Origin of the sequence: Xanthomonas pisi DSM 18956, from assembly GCF_001010415.1 — a bacterium.
In the GTDB taxonomy this organism is placed as follows: Bacteria; Pseudomonadota; Gammaproteobacteria; order Xanthomonadales; family Xanthomonadaceae; genus Xanthomonas; species Xanthomonas pisi.
Genome location: NZ_JPLE01000077.1, coordinates 1 through 21,726, shown reverse-complemented (window position 1 = coordinate 21,726; position 21,726 = coordinate 1). Strand labels below are relative to the sequence as shown.

At 65.7% G+C, this 21,726-nt stretch carries 18 protein-coding genes; 7 read left to right on the top strand and 11 right to left on the bottom strand.

The features are described 5' to 3' along the window. Positions 1-345: 345 nt before the first annotated feature. The gene (locus tag Y887_RS15970; RefSeq protein WP_046965287.1) at positions 346-1,050 is read right to left on the bottom strand and encodes an HAD family hydrolase; all 705 of its coding nucleotides are present in this window, start codon (positions 1,048-1,050) and stop codon (positions 346-348) included. A 190-nt stretch (positions 1,051-1,240) separates the two neighbouring features. Between Y887_RS15970 and Y887_RS15965 the strand changes: the two genes are divergently transcribed. Together Y887_RS15965 and Y887_RS15960 are read left to right on the top strand one after the other, a co-directional pair. Continuing rightward, positions 1,241-2,050, top strand: a complete 810-nt coding sequence (locus Y887_RS15965; RefSeq protein ID WP_084726069.1) for an ankyrin repeat domain-containing protein — start codon at positions 1,241-1,243, stop codon at positions 2,048-2,050. A gap of 36 nt (positions 2,051-2,086) precedes the next feature. After that, a complete protein-coding gene (locus Y887_RS15960) occupies positions 2,087-3,283 on the top strand; it encodes a Tle-like phospholipase domain-containing protein (protein ID WP_046965286.1) in 1,197 nt (398 codons plus the stop codon). Positions 3,284-3,451: 168 nt separating this feature from the next. Here the strand turns inward: Y887_RS15960 and Y887_RS15955 are convergent, their stop codons facing one another. From Y887_RS15955 to Y887_RS15920, 8 genes are all read right to left on the bottom strand, one after another. Then, positions 3,452-4,702, bottom strand: coding sequence for a DUF819 family protein (locus tag Y887_RS15955; RefSeq protein WP_046965285.1), 1,251 nt, complete (start codon positions 4,700-4,702; stop codon positions 3,452-3,454). A gap of 346 nt (positions 4,703-5,048) precedes the next feature. Further along, positions 5,049-5,264, bottom strand: coding sequence for a hypothetical protein (locus Y887_RS15950; protein WP_046965284.1), 216 nt, complete (start codon positions 5,262-5,264; stop codon positions 5,049-5,051). Between the two features lie 522 nt (positions 5,265-5,786). After that, positions 5,787-6,395, bottom strand: coding sequence for a nucleotidyltransferase family protein (locus tag Y887_RS15945; RefSeq protein ID WP_046965283.1), 609 nt, complete (start codon positions 6,393-6,395; stop codon positions 5,787-5,789). A 459-nt stretch (positions 6,396-6,854) separates the two neighbouring features. Continuing rightward, positions 6,855-7,868: an XdhC family protein gene (locus Y887_RS15940; RefSeq protein WP_046965282.1), complete on the bottom strand. Its 1,014-nt coding sequence runs from the start codon at positions 7,866-7,868 to the stop codon at positions 6,855-6,857. Further along, positions 7,865-10,072, bottom strand: a complete 2,208-nt coding sequence (gene paoC / locus Y887_RS15935; protein ID WP_046965281.1) for an aldehyde oxidoreductase molybdenum-binding subunit PaoC — start codon at positions 10,070-10,072, stop codon at positions 7,865-7,867. Before paoC ends, Y887_RS15940 begins: the two co-directional genes overlap by 4 nt. Before the next feature lies 1 nt (position 10,073). Next, positions 10,074-11,024: an FAD binding domain-containing protein gene (locus Y887_RS15930; RefSeq protein ID WP_046965280.1), complete on the bottom strand. Its 951-nt coding sequence runs from the start codon at positions 11,022-11,024 to the stop codon at positions 10,074-10,076. Beyond that, positions 11,021-11,671 (bottom strand): aldehyde dehydrogenase iron-sulfur subunit PaoA, encoded by a 651-nt coding sequence (gene paoA / locus Y887_RS15925; protein ID WP_281256878.1) that lies wholly within the window; start codon positions 11,669-11,671, stop codon positions 11,021-11,023. The genes Y887_RS15930 and paoA overlap by 4 nt, the downstream gene beginning before the upstream one ends. A gap of 394 nt (positions 11,672-12,065) precedes the next feature. Beyond that, positions 12,066-13,073 (bottom strand): zinc-dependent alcohol dehydrogenase family protein, encoded by a 1,008-nt coding sequence (locus Y887_RS15920; protein ID WP_046965278.1) that lies wholly within the window; start codon positions 13,071-13,073, stop codon positions 12,066-12,068. Positions 13,074-13,351: 278 nt separating this feature from the next. Between Y887_RS15920 and Y887_RS15915 the strand changes: the two genes are divergently transcribed. Further along, a complete protein-coding gene (locus tag Y887_RS15915; protein ID WP_181113285.1) occupies positions 13,352-14,857 on the top strand; it encodes a sensor domain-containing diguanylate cyclase in 1,506 nt (501 codons plus the stop codon). Positions 14,858-15,092: 235 nt separating this feature from the next. Here Y887_RS15915 and Y887_RS15910 read toward each other — a convergent pair whose 3' ends face one another. Further along, complete coding sequence (locus Y887_RS15910) at positions 15,093-15,686, bottom strand: TetR/AcrR family transcriptional regulator (protein ID WP_046965289.1); 594 nt, start codon at positions 15,684-15,686, stop codon at positions 15,093-15,095. Positions 15,687-15,838: 152 nt separating this feature from the next. Here Y887_RS15910 and Y887_RS15905 point away from each other — a divergent pair, with 152 nt between their 5' ends. Together Y887_RS15905 and Y887_RS15900 are read left to right on the top strand one after the other, a co-directional pair. Next, positions 15,839-16,648, top strand: coding sequence for an oxidoreductase (locus tag Y887_RS15905; protein WP_046965276.1), 810 nt, complete (start codon positions 15,839-15,841; stop codon positions 16,646-16,648). 44 nt (positions 16,649-16,692) lie between these two features. After that, positions 16,693-17,682 carry a quinone oxidoreductase family protein gene (locus Y887_RS15900; RefSeq protein WP_046965275.1) on the top strand — a complete coding sequence of 330 codons (990 nt, stop codon included), beginning with the start codon at positions 16,693-16,695 and terminating at the stop codon, positions 17,680-17,682. A 557-nt stretch (positions 17,683-18,239) separates the two neighbouring features. Here Y887_RS15900 and Y887_RS15890 read toward each other — a convergent pair. Continuing rightward, positions 18,240-19,250, bottom strand: coding sequence for a LacI family DNA-binding transcriptional regulator (locus Y887_RS15890; protein WP_046965273.1), 1,011 nt, complete (start codon positions 19,248-19,250; stop codon positions 18,240-18,242). Positions 19,251-19,345: 95 nt separating this feature from the next. On the opposite strand from Y887_RS15890, the gene Y887_RS15885 reads away from it, so the two are divergent. Together Y887_RS15885 and Y887_RS15880 are read left to right on the top strand one after the other, a co-directional pair. Continuing rightward, positions 19,346-20,398 carry a sugar phosphate isomerase/epimerase family protein gene (locus Y887_RS15885; RefSeq protein ID WP_046965272.1) on the top strand — a complete coding sequence of 351 codons (1,053 nt, stop codon included), beginning with the start codon at positions 19,346-19,348 and terminating at the stop codon, positions 20,396-20,398. A 181-nt stretch (positions 20,399-20,579) separates the two neighbouring features. Then, a partial coding sequence (locus Y887_RS15880; RefSeq protein WP_046965288.1) for a nucleoside permease occupies positions 20,580-21,726 on the top strand: 1,147 nt, incomplete at its 3' end.

Below are 21,726 nucleotides of genomic sequence, written 5' to 3'. Positions count from 1 at the left end.
GGGTTTACGGCGTGTCCCGCTAGCGATGAGGACACCGCGCGCTTGACCAACCAGGCTGTTGACTGCGTCGCAATGCCAGCCGGCAAATTCTCAGAGCACTTGCGCACGCAAGGAGCAGTCGAGATGATCGGCGCGCGTAGCTCTTCTCAAAGCAACCATCGATCTTTCTGGTGCGGTGTCCTCGCCGCTTGCGGAACCGTGGGGCGGCATGGATGCCGCCACCGAGCCTACCTGGACGTACTTGCGGCGTGTCCCGCAAGCGGTGAGGGCACCGCGCGCTCGACTGACTTGGCTCTTGATCTAATGCATTTGACTGCAGCTAAACCAAGCGACGACTCGACCTCCTCAACCAGCGCGCTTTTGCGCGAGCCGCTCGAACAACGCGGGCAAATCGCGCATATCGTCGAACACCTCCAGCACGCCGATCCGTCGCAGGGTGTCGCCGTGCCCCTGCGGAATATGGCTGGCACCGGTAAATCCCAGCACCTGCATGCCTGCCGCCAACGCAGCGGTCGCACCGGTGGGGCTGTCTTCGATCACCACACAACGCTCCGGCGCCACACCGACCGTGCGGGCGGCCAGCAGGTAGACATCCGGCGCCGGCTTGGGCCGCTCCACCATGTCGGCGCTGAAGATCCGCCCTGCCGCACGCGCGGTGAGCCCGGCCCGCTCCACCGATGCGATCACGTTGTGACGGCGGCTGTTGGAGGCCACCGCCAGCGGCAGCGGGATCTGCTCCAGCGCCGCGCGCACACCCGCAATCGGCTGCACCTCGGCGGCGATCAAGGCCTCGCTGCGCGCCTGGATCTGCGCCAGCAAGGTCTCCGGCAACGGCAGCGCAAAGTGTTCCTCCACCCGCCGCAAGACCTCGCGCGTGGTCTGCCCGAACGTGGTTTCCAGCAGATGTTCCAACGGCTCGGCCGGCACGAACGCTGCCAGCGCCTCGCGCATCACCCGGTCGGCCAGTATTTCGCTGTCGACAAGAACCCCATCGCAGTCACTGATCAGTAGCTCGTACGCCATTGCACCCATCTGCTTGCAAAGCGCCATTATGCCGGCCCGGCCGTGACCGTCGGCTGTGGCGCGGCGCCAGTACAGGTGACGACTGCGCGCACGCGTTCGGCCAGAACGCCCGTCATCAAGCAGTCCCGACCAGGCGCTGGCCCTCGGCGCCGATGTCACGAAATCTTACCGCTTGCGATTTTTACAGCTGGTAGGATCGGCCCCGCTGCGGAAGGACTTGCCGCAGCGCCACCAGGAATGCGATCAGGAGAAGGAGATTTCGATGCAACCGCGATTCCCTGCCCTGCTCGTTCTTGCGACCTCGTTTTTCGCGGTCTCATGCACCGCCTCACCCGGTGCCAAGGAGCAAACCACCATGTCAGCTACGCTGCAGGACCACGCCGTCGCTTTCCGCGACCCCGGTCTGACCGACATCGCCAACGCCATCGCGCACGGCGATGTTGCGCGGATCAAAACGCTCGCCCCCACCGTCGATCTGGCCGCACACGGCGATCAGAACGTGACCTTGCTGGAATGGGCGATCTGGAACGAACAACCACGCGCCCTGGACGCCCTGCTCGACGCGGGCGCCGACCCCGCGTTACCGGGCATGGACCAGGAAACGGTCGTGCACATGGCCGCCATGGCGCAGGACCCGGAGTACCTGAAGATTCTGTTGCAGCACAAGGCGCCGATCGATGTGGTCAGCGCACGTGCCGGCTGGACGCCGCTGTTCCGCGCGGTGCAAAGCAAGCGTGATGCGCAGATCGGGCTGTTGCTCGATGCCGGCGCCGACGTGCAGCGCGTCGACCACACCGGTAACAGCCTGCTGCACCTGGCCGCGCAGAGCGGCGCCGCCAGCCCGGCAGTGCTGCAATTGCTCAAGGCCGGCGTGGACCCCACGGTGCGCAACGCACAGCAGAAAACCTTCCAGGCGTATTTCTTCACCACGCCGGACCGCCTGCTCAATGCCACCGGACAGCAGGTCCGTTCGGATGTGCGCGCATGGTTGAGCGCCCACGACATTCCCGTGGAAAGCAGCCGCTAAGCGCGCTTTCCGTACGACGCACGCAAGGAGCCGCGCATGCCCACATCAGTCTCCACCTCCTCCACTGCCGCATCCACTCCGTTCGCAGAGTCGATGCGCGGACAACAACCGCAACCGCAGGACCAGCAGTTTCCGGAGCTGTTGCAAGATCTCTACGCCACTGCACACCAACGCCGCGAAGGCGGCGCCGAAACCTTTGCGCCGTTGGCCAACGGCTGGTCGCGCATGGACGACAGCGCGCTGCAGCAGGCGGGCATCGATCCGGCCCTGCTGCACGATGCCAAAAGCGGCTTCGATGCCGCGTTCTATCGCAACGATCAAGGCCAGGTGGTGCTCGGTTTTTGCGGTACCGACGAAGGCAAGGACTGGAAGCACAACATCGGCCAGGGCCTGGGCTTTGCCGATGCGCAATACGCGTCGGCGATCCAGCTCGGCAGCCAGGCCAAACAAGCCTTTGGCGACCAGGTAGTGATCTCCGGCCATTCGCTGGGCGGTGGTCTGGCGTCGGCATCGGCCATGGTCAACGACATTCCCGCAGTGACGTACAACGCGGCCGGCGTCAACGACCGCACCCTCGAACGCGAAGGCCTGGATGCGTCGGCAGCCAAGCAATACGCCAGCGATGACTTGATTCGCGGCTATCACGTCAAGAACGAAATCCTCACCCATCTGCAGGAAGACAGCATTCCGCTGAAATGGACGATGCCCAACGCGGCCGGTCACCAGATCGAATTGCCGGAGCCGGACCCGCTCTCGTTCGGGCAGCGACTGGTACCCGGCATGATGCTCAAGCACCGTCTGGATCTGCACGGGATGGACTCGGTGATCAAGGCGCAGGACATGCAATCGGCCGATCAGAGCCGCGGCGCGTCCCTGCAGCCCGGCAGCCGGTTGTTCAACGATGCGGTCGTGCAACTGGATGGCCAACGCGAGCGGCTGGGGCTGCGTGACGACACCGCGTTTCTCAACACTGCCGCCAGCGTGGCCGCGCGTGCAGGCAACGACGGCCTGCAGCGGATCGATCACCTGGTCCCCAGCCGCGCTGGCGACAGCCTGATTGCGGTGCAAGGCCGCATGGACGACCCGGCGCACCTGCGCAGCCATGTGCAGACCGCATCCGCTGCCAACGAGCCTGCGCAAGGCAATGTCAGCCAGTTGCAGCAGCACAACCAGCAACACGGCCAGCAACCTGCCCCGCAGCAGGAAGAGCAGCGCCGCGTGATCCAGCACTAGACGAGCTGGCAGACCGTGCCGCACGCAGTCCTGGTCACATGGACGCGTGCGGTGCGGAAAGCCTCGGGGCAATGGACCACCGCTTTGCTGCGCTAAACCGACCGGACAGGTCATGCAGCTGTTCCAGGCAGCAGCCCCATGACGCCGGCCGCACGGCGCAACGCGGCACTAGCCTGCCCCGGCCATCGCCCGCAGGGTGATGCCGACCAGATAGGCCAGATAGGTGCCGGTGGCGTAGCCCATCGTGCCCAGCAGCACACCCACCGGGGCCAACGCCGGGTGGAAGGCCGCGGCAACGACGGGCGCAGACGCCGGGCCGCCGATGTTGGATTGCGAGCCGATCGCAAAATAGAAGAACGGCACACGCAGCCAGCGTCCCAGCGCCCACAACAAGGCGATGTGCACGGCGATCCAGATCAGCCCCAGCAGGAACAGCCACGGCCGATCCAGCAGCGCCAGCAGGTCCATCTGCATGCCGATGCAGGCGATCAGGAAATACAGCAGCAACGCGCCGATCCTGGAGGCGCCCGCGCCTTCCAGGGTCCGTGCGCGCGTGAAGCTCAGTAGCAGTCCCAGGCTGGTCGCCAGCACCACCACCCACACGAAGGGCGCATCCAGACTGAACTGTCCAGCCCAGCTCAGCTGCGCCTTGCACCACGCCGCCAACGGGTTGGCCAGCGCATGCGCCAACCCGACCCCGCCAAACGCCACTGCCACGATCACCATCAGATCGGCCAGGCTGGGAATACGCGCATGTTCGGCCTGGAAGCGCGCCATGCGCTCCTGCAAGGCGTCCAGCGCCCGGGTGTCGGCACCGCTGCGCTCATCGATCTTGCGTGCGCGTCCGGCCAGGAAGATCAGCGCCGCCATCCACACGTAGCCGACGCCGACATCGACCACCGCAAACTGCCCGAACGTGGTCGCATCGACATTGAACACTTCGCGCATCGCCAGCATGTTGGCACCGCCGCCGATCCAGCTGCCCGCCAGTGCCGCCATGCCCGCCCAGGTGTCGCCGGCGACGGTCGCCGGGTGCAGCCATCGCATCACCCAGAACGCGACCACCGCGCCCAGCATGATGCTCAGTGACGCGCCCAGATACATGGCGACCAGCTTGGGTCCCAGCCCCAGGATCGCGCGCAGATCGATGCTCAGGGTGAGCAGGATCAATGCGGCCGGCAGCAGCACGTCGCGGGCGATGGGGTTGTACAGGCGCGTGTTGGCGCCATCGATCAACCCGACGGTGTTGTAGATCCCGGGCAGCAGGTAGCACAGCAGCAAGGCCGGTACCACGGCATAGAAGCGCCGCCACAGGCCTTGCTCGCGCGCGGAGGTCCAGAACACCGCCCCCAGGGTCGCGGCGATCAGGCCGAAGACGACGATATCGTTTTGAATCAGTGCAGAGGCAGGCGCATTCACCGCAGGCGGTCATCCGGACAGAGGGCCGCCGACGCGGACCGGGCCAGGAGCGGCCGATGGCAACGAATCTAGCCGACCGCGGCGGTCGCGCAAACCCTGCGGACAATCGGACCGGGGGCGGGTGTGGCGATCGCAACCGGCCGATCTGCTGGCGCGCCGCAGGTCCATGCCGGGCGGATGGGGCGAGGTTGCACACTCCGTCGAGCACGCGTCTGGTCGTTACCGGTAGCTTGCTGCCGCGACCGGTCAGTCGCCAGAAGCCGACACAGCCTCGCAATCGCAGCGGCACCCAAACTGAGTGCGGCCATGCGGCCATCGCGATCGACGCCGGACGCCAGCCCGGCGCTTAACCGTAGCGCCGCACCACGCGTTCGCCGTCGGCGGTATCCAGGACCACACCGCTGGGCTGACCGGTGGTCAGGCAGTGCAGCTTGGCCATCAGCTCGGCATTTTCCAGGGCGCCCTGCTCGCGCAGGTAGCGCAGCGGCGACCATTCCGGGCGGGTCACCCACCAGCTGCCTTGCTCGGGACGAATGCGTACGACGTAGCGGGATTGGTCCATATGGCCTCCGGCCGGTGAGTAAAGCGGTCAAACACAGGTGCGGGCGCGCCGGACGGGCGCACCACGCCAGGGATTGGGGCAAGCCACGCCACTTACGTGAGCCAACATGCCCTTACTCAAGGGGCCGCGGGAGAGTGGCCGATGGCTCCGCGTTTGGCATAGCGAGCATGCGGTCTTACGCATGGCGACACCGTCGGGCGGACACTGGCATCCGAGTAGGAAAATTCTTACGTGACACCGTTCACGCTGAGCGCTACATTCCGCGACAAGGGGTGAAGAAATCTTCACAAGCAGCCGCCACAGGAGCGCCGACGGCTTGCAGGAATCAGGGCGCGCTCGAACCAGACCTTGGGGAGGGTTGGCATGTATCTGCTCAGAAAGTTCCAGTTTCCGGTCAAGACCGCGATGGTGGTGGGCTATGTTCTGGTGGTCAGGGAAGCCCTGGTGCTTTGGACCTGATCGGCATCGGCGCATTGCGCAGCAGGCTGCCGGACATCGGTGGCCGATACCCGTCATCGCGTCTCAATCCCGGTCTACCCACCCACGTTGTTGCGCTGCCGCAAGATCCGCAGGCGTGTCCACGTCCAGCGCCAGCGCCGGTGCGCTGACGCAGCCCAGCGTCTGCACATCCAGACTGGCGAACAGCGCGCGCAGACCGCTATCGCCCTGCAGCGCCACGTCTGCCCAGGCGGTGTGGGTCACCACTGCGGGAATACCGCGCACGCCCGCATAGCCACTGGTCGCACACCCCGAGGTGGCGCGGTCGGCTTCGTCCAGCAAGGCGCGCAAGTGCGGCGCCTCCAGTGCCGGTTGGTCGCATCCCAGAATCAGGCTGCGTCGCAGCGTCGGATCTTGCTGCACATGCCGACGCAGTGCCGACAGGCTCGAGCCCATCCCGGCAGACCAGTCGGCATGCCGCAGCACTTCCACCTCCAGCCCCTGCAGGACGTCGGCCAGCCTGTCGGCGTCGGCGCCCAGCACGACGACGCAGCGCAGTGGTGCGGTCTGCAATGCGATGCGTGCAGCACGCCGCAGCAATGGTTCGCCGTCGCGCATCAGCAACTGCTTGGAGCGGCCGAGCCGGCTCCCCGCGCCTGCCGCCAATATCAATGCGGCATGGTCGCTGCTCATGCGCAGGGCCCGCCAGGCGCGTGACAACCGACGCACGTACCGCGGTCGCTGCGTGCCGCGTGCAAGCTGCCTGCGTTGCTGTGTGCATGCATGCACGCAGCAACGCGTGGCGATTCGGCAAGTGGCATGTCGCAGAACACGGCGTCATAAAGCGAGAGAACAAGGGACATGGCGACGTCGTGCGTGATGGAGACTGCCTCAGCGTAGAGGCCGCGCTGTGCGTGCGGAGTGACTACGCCACGCTTCGTCTGCATACGATGCCCGCGCCATGCACTGATGCGTAGCAGGCGGTAATGCACCATGCGAGATGCGGGTTCGTGTGAGATGCGGATTCGTGTGGAGTGCGTGCACGCGCGGCGCCATGCCGGGATGGATGACCTGCGTAAAGCACTGCTGCGCCGTGACACCAAAGGTCCAAAAGGCGCGACACGACAAACCACACGGCAGACGCACAACGACCTAAGCGGTGGCCGCACCGATTTGCAGATCCGTCACTGCCTGCGTGGCTTCGGCGATGATGCCCAGCGCGATGGTATGCGGCGATGAGCGCCCCATCCGCCAACCCGCCGGCAGGCGCAAACGCGCAAGCGCAGCATCGTCGTACCCCAGCGCTCGTAACGCCTGCAGACGGCTGTCGCGCTTGTTGCGGCTGCCCAGGATGCCGATGCATGCCGCGTCGGTTTCCAGGCCGCGACACGCGACCTGCAGGTCGATCTCGCTGTCGTGCGCCAGGCTGTAGAGCGCCGTGCCGGCATCCAGCTGCAGATCGCGCAACGCATCGTGCAAGCCGCGGCGATCGTAGTGTTCCGGCGCCAGGCCAGGCGGTGGATCGCTGGGGCCGTGCGGGCGCAGCACACGCATCTCGATCCCCATTTGATTGGCCAACGCCACCAGCACCAGCACTGCCGGATCTGCACCCACCAGCACCAGCCGCAAGGGCGGGCGATGGACGCGCAGAAATTCGCCGGCACGCGCGTCGTGCACGTTGGCGGGATAGCGCACGCTCCCGGTCCTGCGATCCAGCGCAACGTGAAACGCGCGGCGGTGCTGACGCGCATTGCGCCAGCGAGCGAGGTACTCGGCCAGATCCGGCACTGGCCAGACCAGCACGCCGATACGGCCGCCACAGCTGAGCTGGATGTCCAGCACATCGCTGCCCTCGCCATAGTCCAGCCATCGCGGCTGCCTGTCGCGCAATGCGCCCATGGCTTCATGCGCAACGGCCGCTTCGACGCAACCGCCGGAAACATAACCGGCAACCCGGCCATCGGCCGCGATCGCCATTTCGCTTCCCACCGGGCGCGGCGAGGAGCCCTGCACGTCGATCAAGGTCGCGACCGCAACCCGCTGGCCCGCACGCTGCCAGGCGGTCAGCACCGGCAGCAGATCGTCGTGCAATGCGTAGCTCGGCCATGCCGGCCACGCTGGCTGGGCCGGCGCTGCATGCGTGGCGGGAGCGACGACTGCACTCACGCGCGCAATTGCTCGGGCAGATGCGGCAGCAGCTTTTCCAACGTCACCGGGTAGTCGCGCACGCGCACGCCGGTTGCGTTGTAGACCGCGTTGGCAATCGCCGCCGCCACGCCACAAATGCCCAACTCGCCCACGCCCTTGGCCTTCATCGGCGAGGACATCGGGTCGCTTTCTTCCAGGAACACCACTTCCTGATGCGGGATATCCGCATGCACCGGCACTTCGTAACCGGCCAGGTCGTGGTTGACGAAGAACCCGAAGCGCTTGTCCACCGCCAGTTCTTCCATCAACGCCGCACCCGCGCCCATGGTCATTCCGCCGATGACCTGGCTACGCGCGGACTTGGGGTTGAGGATGCGCCCGGCCGCGCACACCGCGAGCATGCGGCGGATACGTACCTCGGCCGTGGTGATATCCACGCCGACTTCGACAAAGTGCGCGCCGAAGGTCGACACCTGATGGGTCTTGGACAGGTCGCCGAACTCGATCTTGTCCTCCACCACCAGGGCGCCATTGGCCGCAGCATCGGCCAGTGGAATGCGCTTGCCGCCGGCACGTACGTGGCCGTCGGCAAATTCGGCCTTGGCCGGGTCCAGGCCCAGCTGCTTGGCGACGGTTTCGCGCAGCTTCACCGCCGCTGCGTAGACGCCAGCGGTGGAACTGTTTGCGCCCCATTGCCCGCCCGAGCCCGCCGATGCAGGAAAACTGGAATCGCCCAGGCGCACGTCCACCCAGTTCAACGGCACGCCGAGCATCTCGGCGGCAGTCTGCGCAATGATGGTGTAGGAGCCGGTGCCGATATCGGTCATGTCGGTTTCCACCACCACGCGACCACCCTGCTCCAGACGCATGCGCGCCCCGGAGGTCATCACCGGCGCGTTGCGAAACGCGGCCGCCACGCCCATGCCGACCAGCCAGCGCCCGTCGCGGTTGCTGGCTGGCTTGGATTGACGCTTGGACCACTGGAAACGCTCTGCACCGTCTTGCAGACACTTGACCAGCTGGCGCTGCGAGAACGGGCGCTGCGGGTTTTCCGGATCGACCTGCGTATCGTTGACGATACGGAACTTGACCGGATCCATCGCGAGCTTTTCGGCCATTTCGTCCATGGCCACTTCCAGCGCCATCAAACCGGGCGCTTCGCCGGGCGCGCGCATCGCATTGCCTTCCGGCAGATCGAGCACGGCCAGCCGGGTCGCGATCAGCCGATTGGCGCCGGCATAGAGCAACTGCGTCTGCGCGGCGGCGATTTCCGGACCGCCCTCGGGCAGGTCGCCCGACCAGCTTTCATGTGCGATCGCGGTGATCTTGCCATCGCGCTCGGCGCCGATGCGGATGCGCTGCACGGTGGCCGGACGATGCGTGGTGTTGTTGGCGATCAGCGGACGCGGCAGCATTACCTTGACCGGCCGCTTGACTTCGCGCGCCGCCAGCGCGGCCAGTACCGCATCGGAACGCAGAAACAATTTGCTGCCGAACCCGCCACCGACGTACGGCGACATGATCCGCACGTTTTCGCGCGGAATCCCCAAGGTCACTGCCAGATCGCGCGCGCCCCAGTTGATCATCTGGTTGGACGTCCACACGCTGAGCTTGTCGCCATCCCACATCGCGGTCGATGCGTGCGGCTCCATCATCGCGTGCGAGTGATCGGGCGTGGTGTACTCGGCATCCAGTTGCACCGGCGCCGCTGCGAAGGCGCCATCGAAGTCGCCGATGGCGCTATTGGGGGCACCGCCCTCCTTGGTGACCTTGGCGCCATCGCGCGCTTTCTTCAGATCGTATGCGCCGACATGGCGACCGTAATCGACCTTGACCAACTGCCCCGCTGCGCGCGCCTGCTCAAAGGTCTCGGCAATCACCACTGCTATGGCTTGATGGTAATGCTGGATTTCCGGGCCGCCCAGCAACTTGGCGGTATTGAGCTTGCCCTTGTGCAGTTTGCCGGCGTTCTGCGCAGAGACGATCCCAAGCACGCCGGGCGCATTGCGCGCGGCGCTCAGGTCGATGCTGCGGATGGTGCCCTTGGCGATCCCCGCCCCCACGACATGGCCGTAGGCCGCGCGGCCCGGCAGATCGTGATGTTCGTAGGCATACGGCGCTTGGCCGGTGGTCTTGAGCGGCCCGTCGATGCGATCGACGGGCTTGCCGACGACCTTGCCTTGATCGATGGGATTGGAACCTGCAGGAGTGTCGAATTTCATATCAGGCTCTCGCCTCGGCCAGGATCGCGGTCAAGGTGCGTTCCACCAGCGGCACCTTGAATGCGTTGTGTTCGGTAGGCTGTGCGCCGTCGAGCAGCACAGAAGCGATGGCGCGTGCGCCCTGGTGCGATTGCGCTTCGGCCGCCTCGCTGCGCCATGGCTTGTGCGCAATACCGCCGACGCCGACGCGCGCGGTGCCGTCGCGCTGCACGACAGCGGCGACCGAGACCAAGGCAAACGCATACGACGCGCGGTCGCGCACCTTGCGATAGACGTGCGTGCCGCCGAGCGGTTTGGGCAGGGTTACTGCAGTGATCAGCTCGCCACGTTCCAGCACCGTTTCCAGGTGCGGCGTGGTCCCCGGCGCACGATAGAACTCGGCAAGCGGTACCGCGCGCGTCTGTCCGTCGGGCCGCACTGTTTCCACAGTGGCGTCCAGTACACGCATGGCGATGGCCATGTCGCTGGGATGGGTGGCGATGCAGGCGTCGCTGGCACCGATGACGGCCAGCTGCCGGTTGAAGCCGCCGATCGCCGCGCAGCCACTGCCGGGCAGGCGCTTGTTGCACGGCTGATTGGTGTCGTAAAAATACGGGCAGCGCGTGCGCTGCAGCAGATTGCCGGCAGTCGTGGCGCGATTACGCAGCTGGCCAGACGCACCCGCCAGCAGCGCGCGCGACAGCACGGCGTAATCGCGGCGAACCCGCGCATCGGCGGCAAGCTCGGTATTGCGCACCAGCGCACCGATCCGCAAGCCGCCCTCCGGGGTTGCGTCGATGGTGTCCAGGCTCAAGCCGTTGACGTCGATCAGGTGCGATGGCGTTTCGATCTGCAATTTCATCAGATCGAGCAGATTGGTACCGCCGGCGATGAACTTGGCGCCTGGCTGACGCGCGGCCTTGGCCGCGGCATCTGCCGCCGAGGTGGCACGCTCGTAGCTGAAAGCCTTCATGCGCGTTCTCCGGCGACTTCATTGATCGCCTCGACGATGTTGGAATAGGCACCGCAGCGGCAGATATTGCCGCTCATGCGCTCCTGCAGTTCCGGCGTGGTGAGCCGGGTCCTGGCCGTCAAATCGTCGGTGACGTGGCTGGGAATGCCGCGTTTGACTTCATCCAGCACGGCCACTGCCGAACAGATCTGGCCAGGCGTGCAGTAGCCGCACTGATAACCGTCGTGTTTGACGAAGGCCGCCTGCATCGGATGCAGTTTGTCCGGTGTGCCCAGGCCCTCGATGGTGGTGACCTTCGCGCCCTGATGCATCACTGCCAGCGACAGGCAGGAATTCATGCGATGCCCGTCGACGATGACCGTACACGCACCGCACTGGCCGTGATCGCAACCCTTCTTGGTGCCGGTCAAGTGCAGGTGCTCGCGCAATGCATCCAGCAAGGTGGTGCGGTTATCAAGTGTCAGCGTCACCGGCTTGCCATTGACCTCGAACGCGACCTGGCTGGACGCATTGGCCGGCTCCGCCGCCTGCCGTTGCGACACGGCAGTGGCAGCGATCGATTGGGTTGCGGCAACGCTCGCCGCCGAAGCCGTGCCAGCGATCAGTACTTCGCGACGGGTCATCTTGATGTCTCTCATGGCTGGCATCTCCAACAATGCTGGCTAATACAGTTCTTTATCAATGTGCAGCGCCGTCAGTCACAAGCGCGTGAGTGCGGGCTTGAGAACGGCGCAATCGGTGGTTGCCCGATTCTAGTTGTCGCCTGCGCATGCATTGGCGTTGGAGGCCGCATGCGTCTATGAAACGTACTCATCACTGTGCGGCGCCATTGGAGAGGGCCGTGGCGATAACGCGCTGCATGCAGCATCGATTGCGGGCGCGGTCACATGCCGACCGGGATGTGCAAGTCAAACCAGCCGCTGCAGAGCAACATCCCTGGAGCAGCCGCGATCCACACGCTGCGGCAGTAACACCTGCAGACCTGCTCAAGCTTGGCGCGCCGGCCACCGTCATGAGGCCGGCGTGCCCGGCCCACGGGTATCAGAACTCCAGCACGATCTTGCCCAGATGCCCACCGGCTTTCTGCAACGCGAACGCCTCGCCGATGGCGTCCAGCGCATAGCTGCGGTCGATGACCGGACGCAGCGACAGCCCGTCCAAGGCGCGCACCAGCTGCTGTTGATGCCGACGACTGCCGACCACCAGGCCTTGCAGACGCTGCTGACGCCCCATCATCTCGGCGGTCGGCACCGGACCGGCCGCACCGGTCAGCACGCCGATCAAGGCGATGTGCCCACCCACCCGCGCGGCACGGATCGATTGTGCCAGCGTGCCGGGTCCACCGACCTCGACGACATGGTCCACGCCGCGCCCGTCGGTGATCTCCAGCACCTGCCGCGACCACTCGGCGTGCTGTCGATAGTTGATGAGGTGATCGGCACCGAGTGCGCGGACCTTTTCCAACTTCTCGTCCGACGAGGACGTGGCGATCACGGTCGCGCCCATCGCCTTGGCGAACTGCAGCGCAAAGATCGACACGCCGCCGGTACCCAGCACCAACACGGTGTCGCCCGCCTTCAGGCCGCCATTGGCAACCAGCGCGCGCCAGGCGGTGACGCCGGCAGTGGTCAAGGTGGCTGCCTCGGCGTGGCTGTAGCCGGCTGGCGCATGGGTAAATGCCTGCGCAGCGGCCACAACCGCACTGCGTGCATACCCATCGACGCCATCGCCCGGCGTGGTCGCAAATCCGGCGTGCAGCGGTTCGCCATCCAGCCACTGCGGGAAAAAGGTCGACACCACATGGTCGCCAACGGCGAACTCGCTGACCTCCGCACCGATCGCTTCGACCACACCGGCGCCGTCGGACATCGGGATGCGTCCATCGGCCGTCGGCATTTGCCCGAGCACGACGCCCAGATCATGGAAATTGAGCGAACTGGCATGCAGACGTACCCGGATCTGCCCGCGTGCAGGCTGGCCCGGATCGGGCAATTCGACCGACCTCAGTGCGTTCAGACCGGCGGGATGCGAGAGACGAATGGCGCGCATGGGGGGGCTCCTCAGATGATGATTCGGGCCCAGGGATAGCACGCGTGACGTTAGGCAGATGCAGTCGAGCCGGCTTGACAGCACCGATGTCGACAGCACGCCGTCGGTAGCGCAACGACACGGCCAGCCGCGCTAGCAGGATGCTGCGCCGCATTGCGGCGCGCCGACCTGCCGCATCGCAAGGCGCTGGCAATCACAGAAATGTCGTGCGGCACCGCGTTTGCACACGATGGCGACCGCAGCGATGCATAGGCTGGCACACCGGTTGCATCGCCCAGATGTCCGGACAGGTAGCCACAGTGACATCACCCACCAAGCGGCGGCGGCAACGTGCACAACGCATTGCGTTGCACTTCGTGCTGACTGTGGCCTGCATGCTACTGCTCGGTTCGGAATACTGGTCCATCCACGAAGAACGTGCGTCGGCGCTGCGCAGCGCCGAAGCGCAATCATTGAATCTGGCCAACTCGTTGGCGCAGCATGCCAGCGACACCATGTCGATCGCCGATGCGGTGCTGTCGGGCCTGGTCGCGCGCGTCGAGCACGACCAGGGCAACACCCGCGCGCGCACGGCAATGCACGAGTTCCTCGTTCGCGAGGCAAGGCGCTCGGACCGGCTGCATGGCATCTTCATTTACGCGACAGATGGCAGCTGGGTCAGCTCGTCGCTGGACAGCACGCCCAGAACGCATAACAACGCCGACCGCGCCTACTTCAAGTATCACCGCGACCATCGCGATGCGTTATCGCTGGTCGGCCCACCAGTCCAAAGCCGCTCGGATGGTTCCTGGGTGCTGACGCTGAGCCGCCGACTCAATACGCCCAGCGGAGAGTTTGCTGGCGTGGTGCTGGTCACCCTGCAACTGAAGTATTTCCAGAACTACTACAGCACTTTCGAAGTCGGCCCGCACGGCACCATCGGCATGATCAACGACGACGGCATCGTGCTGGTCCGTCGGCCCGACAAGCAGGGCGTGATCGGCAGCTCGATTGCCGGCACCTCGATCTACGTCAGCATGCGCGCGCGCCGCCATGGCACGGCGACGTATCGCTCGCCGATCGATGGCGTGGAGCGCATCTCCAGCTTCGCCCCGGCACGGCCGTATCCGCTGACCGTGCTGACCGGCGTGTCGGTGGACGACGCGCTGGCCAGTTGGCGGCAGGCCGCAGGCCAGCGCGCCGTGATCGCCACGCTTGGCTGCGCCCTGCTGCTGGGCGTGGGCATCTGGCTGGACCTGCAGCTGCGCCGCATGCACCGCAACGAGGCCAGACTCAGCTCCGAGGCGTGGGTGGATGCGCTGACCGGCATCGCCAACCGGCGCGCGTTCGACTACCGGTTGTCGAACGCGCTGCAGGAGGCGGTACGCCTGCAATCGCCGCTGTCGGTGCTGATGATCGATGTCGATCACTTCAAGCTCTACAACGACACCTATGGCCATGTGAATGGCGATGCCTGCCTGCGCCTGATCGCCGCCGCGATTGCCGGGTGCGCGCGGCGCGACACTGACATCGCTGCGCGCTATGGCGGCGAAGAATTCAGCATGATCCTTCCGCAGACCGACGCCGCCGGCGCCCTGCGCCTGGCCGATGCGGTACGCAGCGCGGTGGCCGGACTCGGGCTGATGCACCTGTCCAGCCCGACCTGCGCGCATGTCACCGTCAGCGTGGGCGCAGCGACGTTCGAACCGGGCCAGACACTGCGCACGCCCGATGCCATCGTGCACGACGCCGATTCGGCACTGTATCGGGCCAAGCAGAGCGGTCGCGATTGCACCTCGGCGTGACCTAGCCTGCCGCCGCGGGAGAAAGCGCCGCATCGGCCATGGCGGACGCGGGCCGACGCCGTTACATCCAAGGCCCCGCACAGCGGGCCTGCGTTGGGACGTCACAGACGCGGGAGGGTGTTGGGTCCGCCTGCGCCGGCTAACCGGGCAACAGCCTTGGCGGTCGCTCGTACATCGAGACGTTGCATGCGCGGGCCGATCGGCTGATGCAAACGCGGAGGCGTTGCCCTGAGCGTCAGGCCAGGGACGACTCGCCTGAGGCGGGTACAAGCGACGCAAGCAGCTGCGTCCGACAGGCGAGCAGAATTTCATCCGCTAGCGGTGCGTCATCCGGACACGCACGCGACAGTACGACCGCACCCAGCATATGCGCGAACAAGTCGATCGTCTTCGACCGGACGCTGGCCTGCGACCCGGTGTCAGGCAGCACCCCTTCACGTTCGACGGTCGCCAGCATCCGTTCGATTCCGGCTGCGAACGTCGCCTTGATGTCCATCGATTGACGTGCCGCGTCGCCACTGAGCGCCGCCATGGTGCAGCCATCGCTCCTGCCGTCCCGGTGCGCTCTTGAAACGTAGAAGTTGATGAAGTCGCGGAGTTCCAACCCCTCCACCTGGCTGGAGATCTGTCCAAGCCCGTGCTGGGCCGTCTCGGCGATCAGGTCGGCTTTGGATCCGAAATGCTTATAGAAGCCGCCTTGGGTGAGTCCGGCGGCAGCCATCAGATCGGCCACGCTCACACCGTCGTAGCCACGCTCACGGAACAACGCGGAGGCCGTTTCGACGATGCGCGCCCGGTTTTCCTGCGATTTCGCTTTGGTGATTTTCATTCTGTCCCAGGGAGCCGGTAAGTCGTCAATGTACATTGATGTCGATCACAATCAAAGTTGTTGACTTTTTTGAGTTCGGTCGACATCATAAATTCACCCGGTCGAACGCCTTCCGTCGACCCTCCGCCGCCTCACCTCACCAAGGACACTTCATGAAGACACATAAACCTGTGGCGCTGGTCACCGGCGCCTCCTCGGGCATCGGCGAAGCGGCTGCCAAGCAACTCCTTGCGGCCGGCTATGCGGTCTATGGCACCAGCCGGCGCGGCGCAGAAGCGGGCCAGGGAACGTTTCCGTTGCTGGCCCTGGACGTGACCGATGACGCGTCGGTCGTCGCTGCGATCGCCGAGCTGCAGCGGCGCGAAGGACGTCTGGATCTGCTGGTCAACAACGCCGGCGTCGGCGTCCAGGGTGCGGCGGAAGAAAGCTCGATCGAACAAGTCCGCTCGCTGTTCGAAACCAACTTCTACGGCGTGGTCCGCGTCACCAACGCGGTCTTGCCCATCATGCGCAAGCAGGGCAGCGGACGCATCCTCAATGTCGGCTCAGGCCTGGGTCTGGTCCCTGCGCCCTTCAACGCCTATTACTCCGCCACCAAGCATGCGCTGGAGGGATATTCCGAATCCCTCGATCACGAGGTGCGCGGGTTCGGTGTGCGGGTGGTGGTGATCGAGCCAGGCGCGACCCGTACCGCATTCGAGACCAGCACCGCCTGGTCGGATCGGCCACTGGCCGATTACGACGCACTCCGCGCCAAGTATCGGGCGGCATACGAGAGCGCGATCGCCGTCGCGGCCACCGCCGAGAGCGTGGCAGAAACCATCGTCCTGGCCGCACGCGACCAGCGTCCGCAGTTGCGCTACGCGTCGGGCAAGGACGCCAGACAAGGCGCATTCGCCCGTCGCTTCCTGCCCCGCTCGTTGTTCGACAAGGTGCTGCACAAGCAGTTCGGACTGGCGTAACTCCCGGGCATCAGGCCCATGAACCCCTCAATGAAGGATGCGACATGAAAGCTGTTCGATTTCACCAGACTGGCGACGCCGATGTGCTGATCTACGAAGACGTTCCCGATCCGACGCCGCAGGACCACGAGGTGCTGATCCGGATCGAGGCAACCGGCCTCAATTTCGCCGACGTGATGCGACGCCGGGGGGACGATTATCCCGAGCCGTCGCCAGCTCCCTTCATTCTGGGCGCGGAAGTTGCCGGCACGATCGTTGCGGTCGGCAAGGCGGTGACTTCGCTGCAAGCCGGCATGTCGGTACTGGCAACACCGGGCGCCGGCGGCTACGCGCAGTACATCTGTGTGCCGGAAGCGATCGTGGTGCCGCTGCCCGATGGGGTGCCGGCGGTCCAGGCCGCGGCCGTGATGGCCAACGGGTTGACCGCCGCGCTGGTGCTGCGCAATGCCGCGCGGCTGGCGCCAGGCGAAACCGTCCTGATCGAAGGTGCAGCCGGAGGGCTGGGCTCTCTGGCGATACAACTCGCCAAACTCTATGGCGCCGGCAAGGTCATCGCCGCAGCCAGCACGCAGGAAAAGCGGGACATGGCGATCCGGTTGGGCGCTGACGCGGCGGTGGACTACACCGCTCCCGACTGGGCCAAGCAGGTGCGTGCCCTGACCGATGGCAAGGGTGTGGATGTCATCGTCGAAATCGCTGGCGGCGACAACGTCGCCGAGGCGTTCAAGGCCCTGGCATCGTTCGGGCGCCTGATCTTCGTCGGCCAATCGAGCGGCAACACCGCCCTGATCGACCCATGGCAGTTGATCGTTCCCAACCACACGCTGACAAGTTTCTATGTGGGGGCCTACCTGGCCTTTCCGCAGCTGATCCAGTCCACGCTGACGGAGATCATGGGCTTGATCCTGTCCGGGCAACTTGCATTGCAAGTCAACACCGTGCTGCCGTTGTCACAGGCTGCCCAGGCGCATCGGCTGCTGGAAAGCCGCCAGACGACTGGCAAGGTGGTCCTGCAACCCTGGGTCGACGCTTGATTCGACTCAGCAACCGAAGCGGAAAATACCGACGTTCGATGCTTTGCCGGGCGACCCAGTGACCTGAAAATATCCTCGAACACCTGAGGATCCAGCCCGATTAAAGTCAGAACAAGAGCATCCAACCGCCCAGCCAGCGGCGCCGCACTGCCGAACGTTCTACCAGGCGACACCGTCCTGGTGCGCGTTGCGCATCCGCATCGTCTCGGCGCCGCTGCCTGGGCAAACCCGACCGTCGAGGTCCAGCGTCGACAGTCTCTGCAGCTGGAAGAGCCCGCACACAAGGGCGCCACGGCCTGCACATGAAACCCCAGCAGGCGCGCAGCGTTAGCGGGGTTGATCTATTTCAACGTCGCTGATGATCAGAACGGTTGTGCACATCTGCCACACGCCCGAGTCCATGGCCTGGAACGCCTCGATGGTTTGACCCCGAGGGTTGCGTAAACCACCGACGGCCGGGATATCGACCGAATGCAGGAAATCGGTCAGGAAGGCTGATGGAAGCCGAGTCCCTTCCGGGAACTGCGCCCACAGTCCCGGTTGCCCCGCGCCTGCGGTCACCTACCCTTGGGTGCAGCAGTGGATCCACGCAACATCAAGCTGAAATCCAGCGTCTGCTGAAGCGGCACGTCCACCCTTTCGATGATGGCGAGCAGCAGGCTGACCGCGCGGACACCGATCTCCCGCATGGGTTGCCGGATGGTCGTCAATGGCGGCGTGAGGTAACTCGACGACGCCAGGTCGTCGAAACCGACAATGGACAGCTCATCCGGCACGCGGATGCCCAGGTCCCGGCAGGCGGCCAAGGCGCCCAACGCCATCTGATCGCTGAAGCAGAAGATCGCGGTCGGCGCGGGCGTACGGGCCCGTAGCGCCATCGCAGCCGCATGGCCGGATTCGACCGAAAAATCGCCCGGCACGACGGTCAGGCTGCGCAGGCGGCGGCGCGCCTTGGCGGAGGCCCGCGCGCCTTCCAGGCGTTGCTGGTGCAGCGGATTGTCGGGCGGGCCGCCCACCACGGCGACGCGCTCGTGCCCCAGTCCATACAGGTGTTCCATCATGGCGCGCGCAGCGGCCGCGTTGTCGATGTGGACGCTGGGGATGCCCAGCGCCGGGTCGAACTCGCAGCCGTTGACCACCGGCGCGGCGGCGCCCAGCTGCTTGACGATCTCACGCGCCGTCGGCGGAAGACCGTGCCCCAGCACGATCAGGCCGTCTGCCTCGTTACGTCGGAGCATCTGCGCGTAGCGCTCCTCGCGATCGGGCTGGTGCTGGGTATCACCGAGCAGGACGGCGTAGCCGACGGCCTGCGCGGCGTCCTCCGCGCCCTGCAGGATCTGGGCGAAGAAGGGATTGGCGATGTCCGGGACGGTGACCAGGAGCTTGCCGCTGCGCTGGGTCTTGAGCGTCCTGGCTACCGTGTTGGGGACATAGCCGAGCGCGGCGGCGGCCTGCTCGATGCGCGCGCGCGTGGCCGGCAAGACCTTGTCCGGCCGGGAAAGGGCCCGCGACACCGTGCCGGCGGTGACGCCGACGTGCTTTGCGATGTCGTAGATGGTTGTTGCCATGACCTCGGTTCTTGTTTCTGCTGTGCAGCGCACAACGGGTCTTGCGGGTGGCCCATGCTAGGATGATTCAATCGATTGCATGAGGGCGAATCACGTTGAAGACGCTCAAGGGTCCGGCGCTGTTCCTGGCACAGTTCATCGCCGACACACCTCCCTTCAATCGCTTGGACACACTGGCCGGTTGGGCTGCAGGCCTGGGCTATTCTGGCGTACAAGTGCCGACCAGCGCGCCCCACCTGTTCGATCTGGCCCAGGCTGCGCAGAGCCAGGCGTACTGCGACGACGTCGCCGGCATGCTGGCCGGGCACGGCCTGCAGGTCACCGAGTTGTCGACCCACCTGCAAGGGCAGCTGGTCGCCGTCCACCCCGCCTACGACCAGCTGTTCGACGGATTCGCGCCGCCGGACAAGCGCGGCGATCCCGCCGCCCGCCAGGCCTGGGCGGTGCAGCAACTGCTGCTGGCCGCCAAGGCCAGCCAGCGCCTGGGGCTGACGGCGCATGCCACGTTCTCCGGCGCGCTGGCCTGGCCTTACTTCTACCCCTGGCCGCAACGTCCGCCCGGGCTGGTGGAAGCAGCCTTCGCCGAACTCGGCCGCCGCTGGCGCCCGATCCTGGATGCCTTCGACGCCTGCGGCGTGGACCTGTGCTTCGAGATCCACCCGGGCGAGGACCTGCACGACGGCGCGACCTTCGAGCGCTTCCTCGATGTCGTGGACCATCACCCACGCGCCAAGATCCTGTACGACCCCAGCCACCTGCTGCTGCAGCAGATGGACTACCTGGGCTTCATCGACCGGTATCACGCGCGCATCGGCATCTTCCATGTCAAGGACGCCGAGTATCGCGCCAGTGCGCGCAGCGGCGTCTACGGCGGCTACCAGGACTGGATCGATCGTCCAGGGCGGTTCCGTTCGCTCGGCGACGGCCAGATCGACTTCAAGGCGATCTTCTCGAAGTTCGCGCAATACGATTTCCCGGGCTGGGCGGTACTGGAGTGGGAGTGCTGCCTGAAACATCCGGAAGACGGCGCACGGGAGGGTGCCGCGTTCATCCGCGAGCACATCATCCGCGTCACCGAACGCGCCTTCGACGACTTTGCCGACAGCGGCGCCGATCCGGAATCGCTGCGCCGCATGCTGGGGACATAGAGCGTGTCATGCACGTTGAGATGAGATGCGTTGGACGTCAGCGGTGCGGAGCGGGTACTGCGTGGCGCAGGCTTGGCTGGCGCCAAGGCCAGCCTGGGCCGCAGCGCACCCCTTGTCTCGACGCGCCACAGGACGCNNTACATAACACGCTCTAAGCCAATACCGCCTGGGAGGGCAAGCCATGAGGCACACCATGTCGCGCTTGGGCGCGATGATGTTTCTGCAGTTCTTCATCTGGGGCGCATGGTTCGTGACCCTGGGCACGTACCTGGTGCAGGGCCCCCTGCAGGCCAGCGCGAGCCAGGTGGCGACGGCCTTCCTCAGCCAGTCCATCGGCGCCATCGTGGCGCCATTCCTGGTCGGCCTGGTCGCGGACCGCTACTTCGCGGCGCAACGCATCCTCGCGGTGCTGCACCTGGCTGGCGCGGTGCTTATGTGGCTGGCGTCCACGGCAACGAGCTTCGGCATGTTCTCCGCCTGCGTCATGGTGTACATGCTGCTGTTCATGCCGACGCTGGCACTGGCCAACAGCGTGGCGATGCGGCACATGCAAACGCCTGAAAAACAGTTCCCGCCGGTGCGGGTGGCCGGCAGCGTCGGCTGGATCGTGGCGGGCGTGCTGATCGGCTGGCTGGGCTGGGAACAGACGCACCGGCTCGAACTGACGTTCCGGATGGCGGCGCTGGCATCGCTGGCGCTGGGCCTGTATGCCTTCACCCTGCCGCACACGCCGCCGCTGGCGCAACAGCGCGACGCCGGGCTGGGACAGATGCTGGGACTGGACGCGCTGCGGCTGCTGAAGTCGCGCTCGTATCTGGTGTTCTTCCTGGCGTCCATCGCCATCTGCATCCCGCTGGCGTTCTACTACAACTTCACCAACCCGTATCTCAACGATCTGGGCGTGCGCGGCGCGGCCGGCCTGCAGTCGCTGGGCCAGGTGTCCGAAGTGCTGCTGATGCTGGCCATGCCGTTCCTGTTCGTGCGGCTGGGGGTCAAGACGATGCTGGCGCTGGGCATGGCGGCGTGGGTGCTGCGCTACGCGATGTTCGCCTTTGGCGATGCGGGCAGCGGTTTTTCCTTGCTGGTGATCGGCATCGTGCTGCATGGCATCTGCTACGACTTCTTCTTCGTCACCGGCCAGATCTACACCGACGCGCATGCCGGCCCCGCCGCGCGCAGCAGCGCGCAGGGCTTCATCACCCTGGCCACCTACGGCGTGGGGATGTTGATCGGCACGTTCCTGTCCGGCGCGGTGGTGGAGCACTACACCACGGCGGCGGGCCCGGACTGGCAGCAGATCTGGCTGTTCCCGGCAGGCGTGGCGCTGG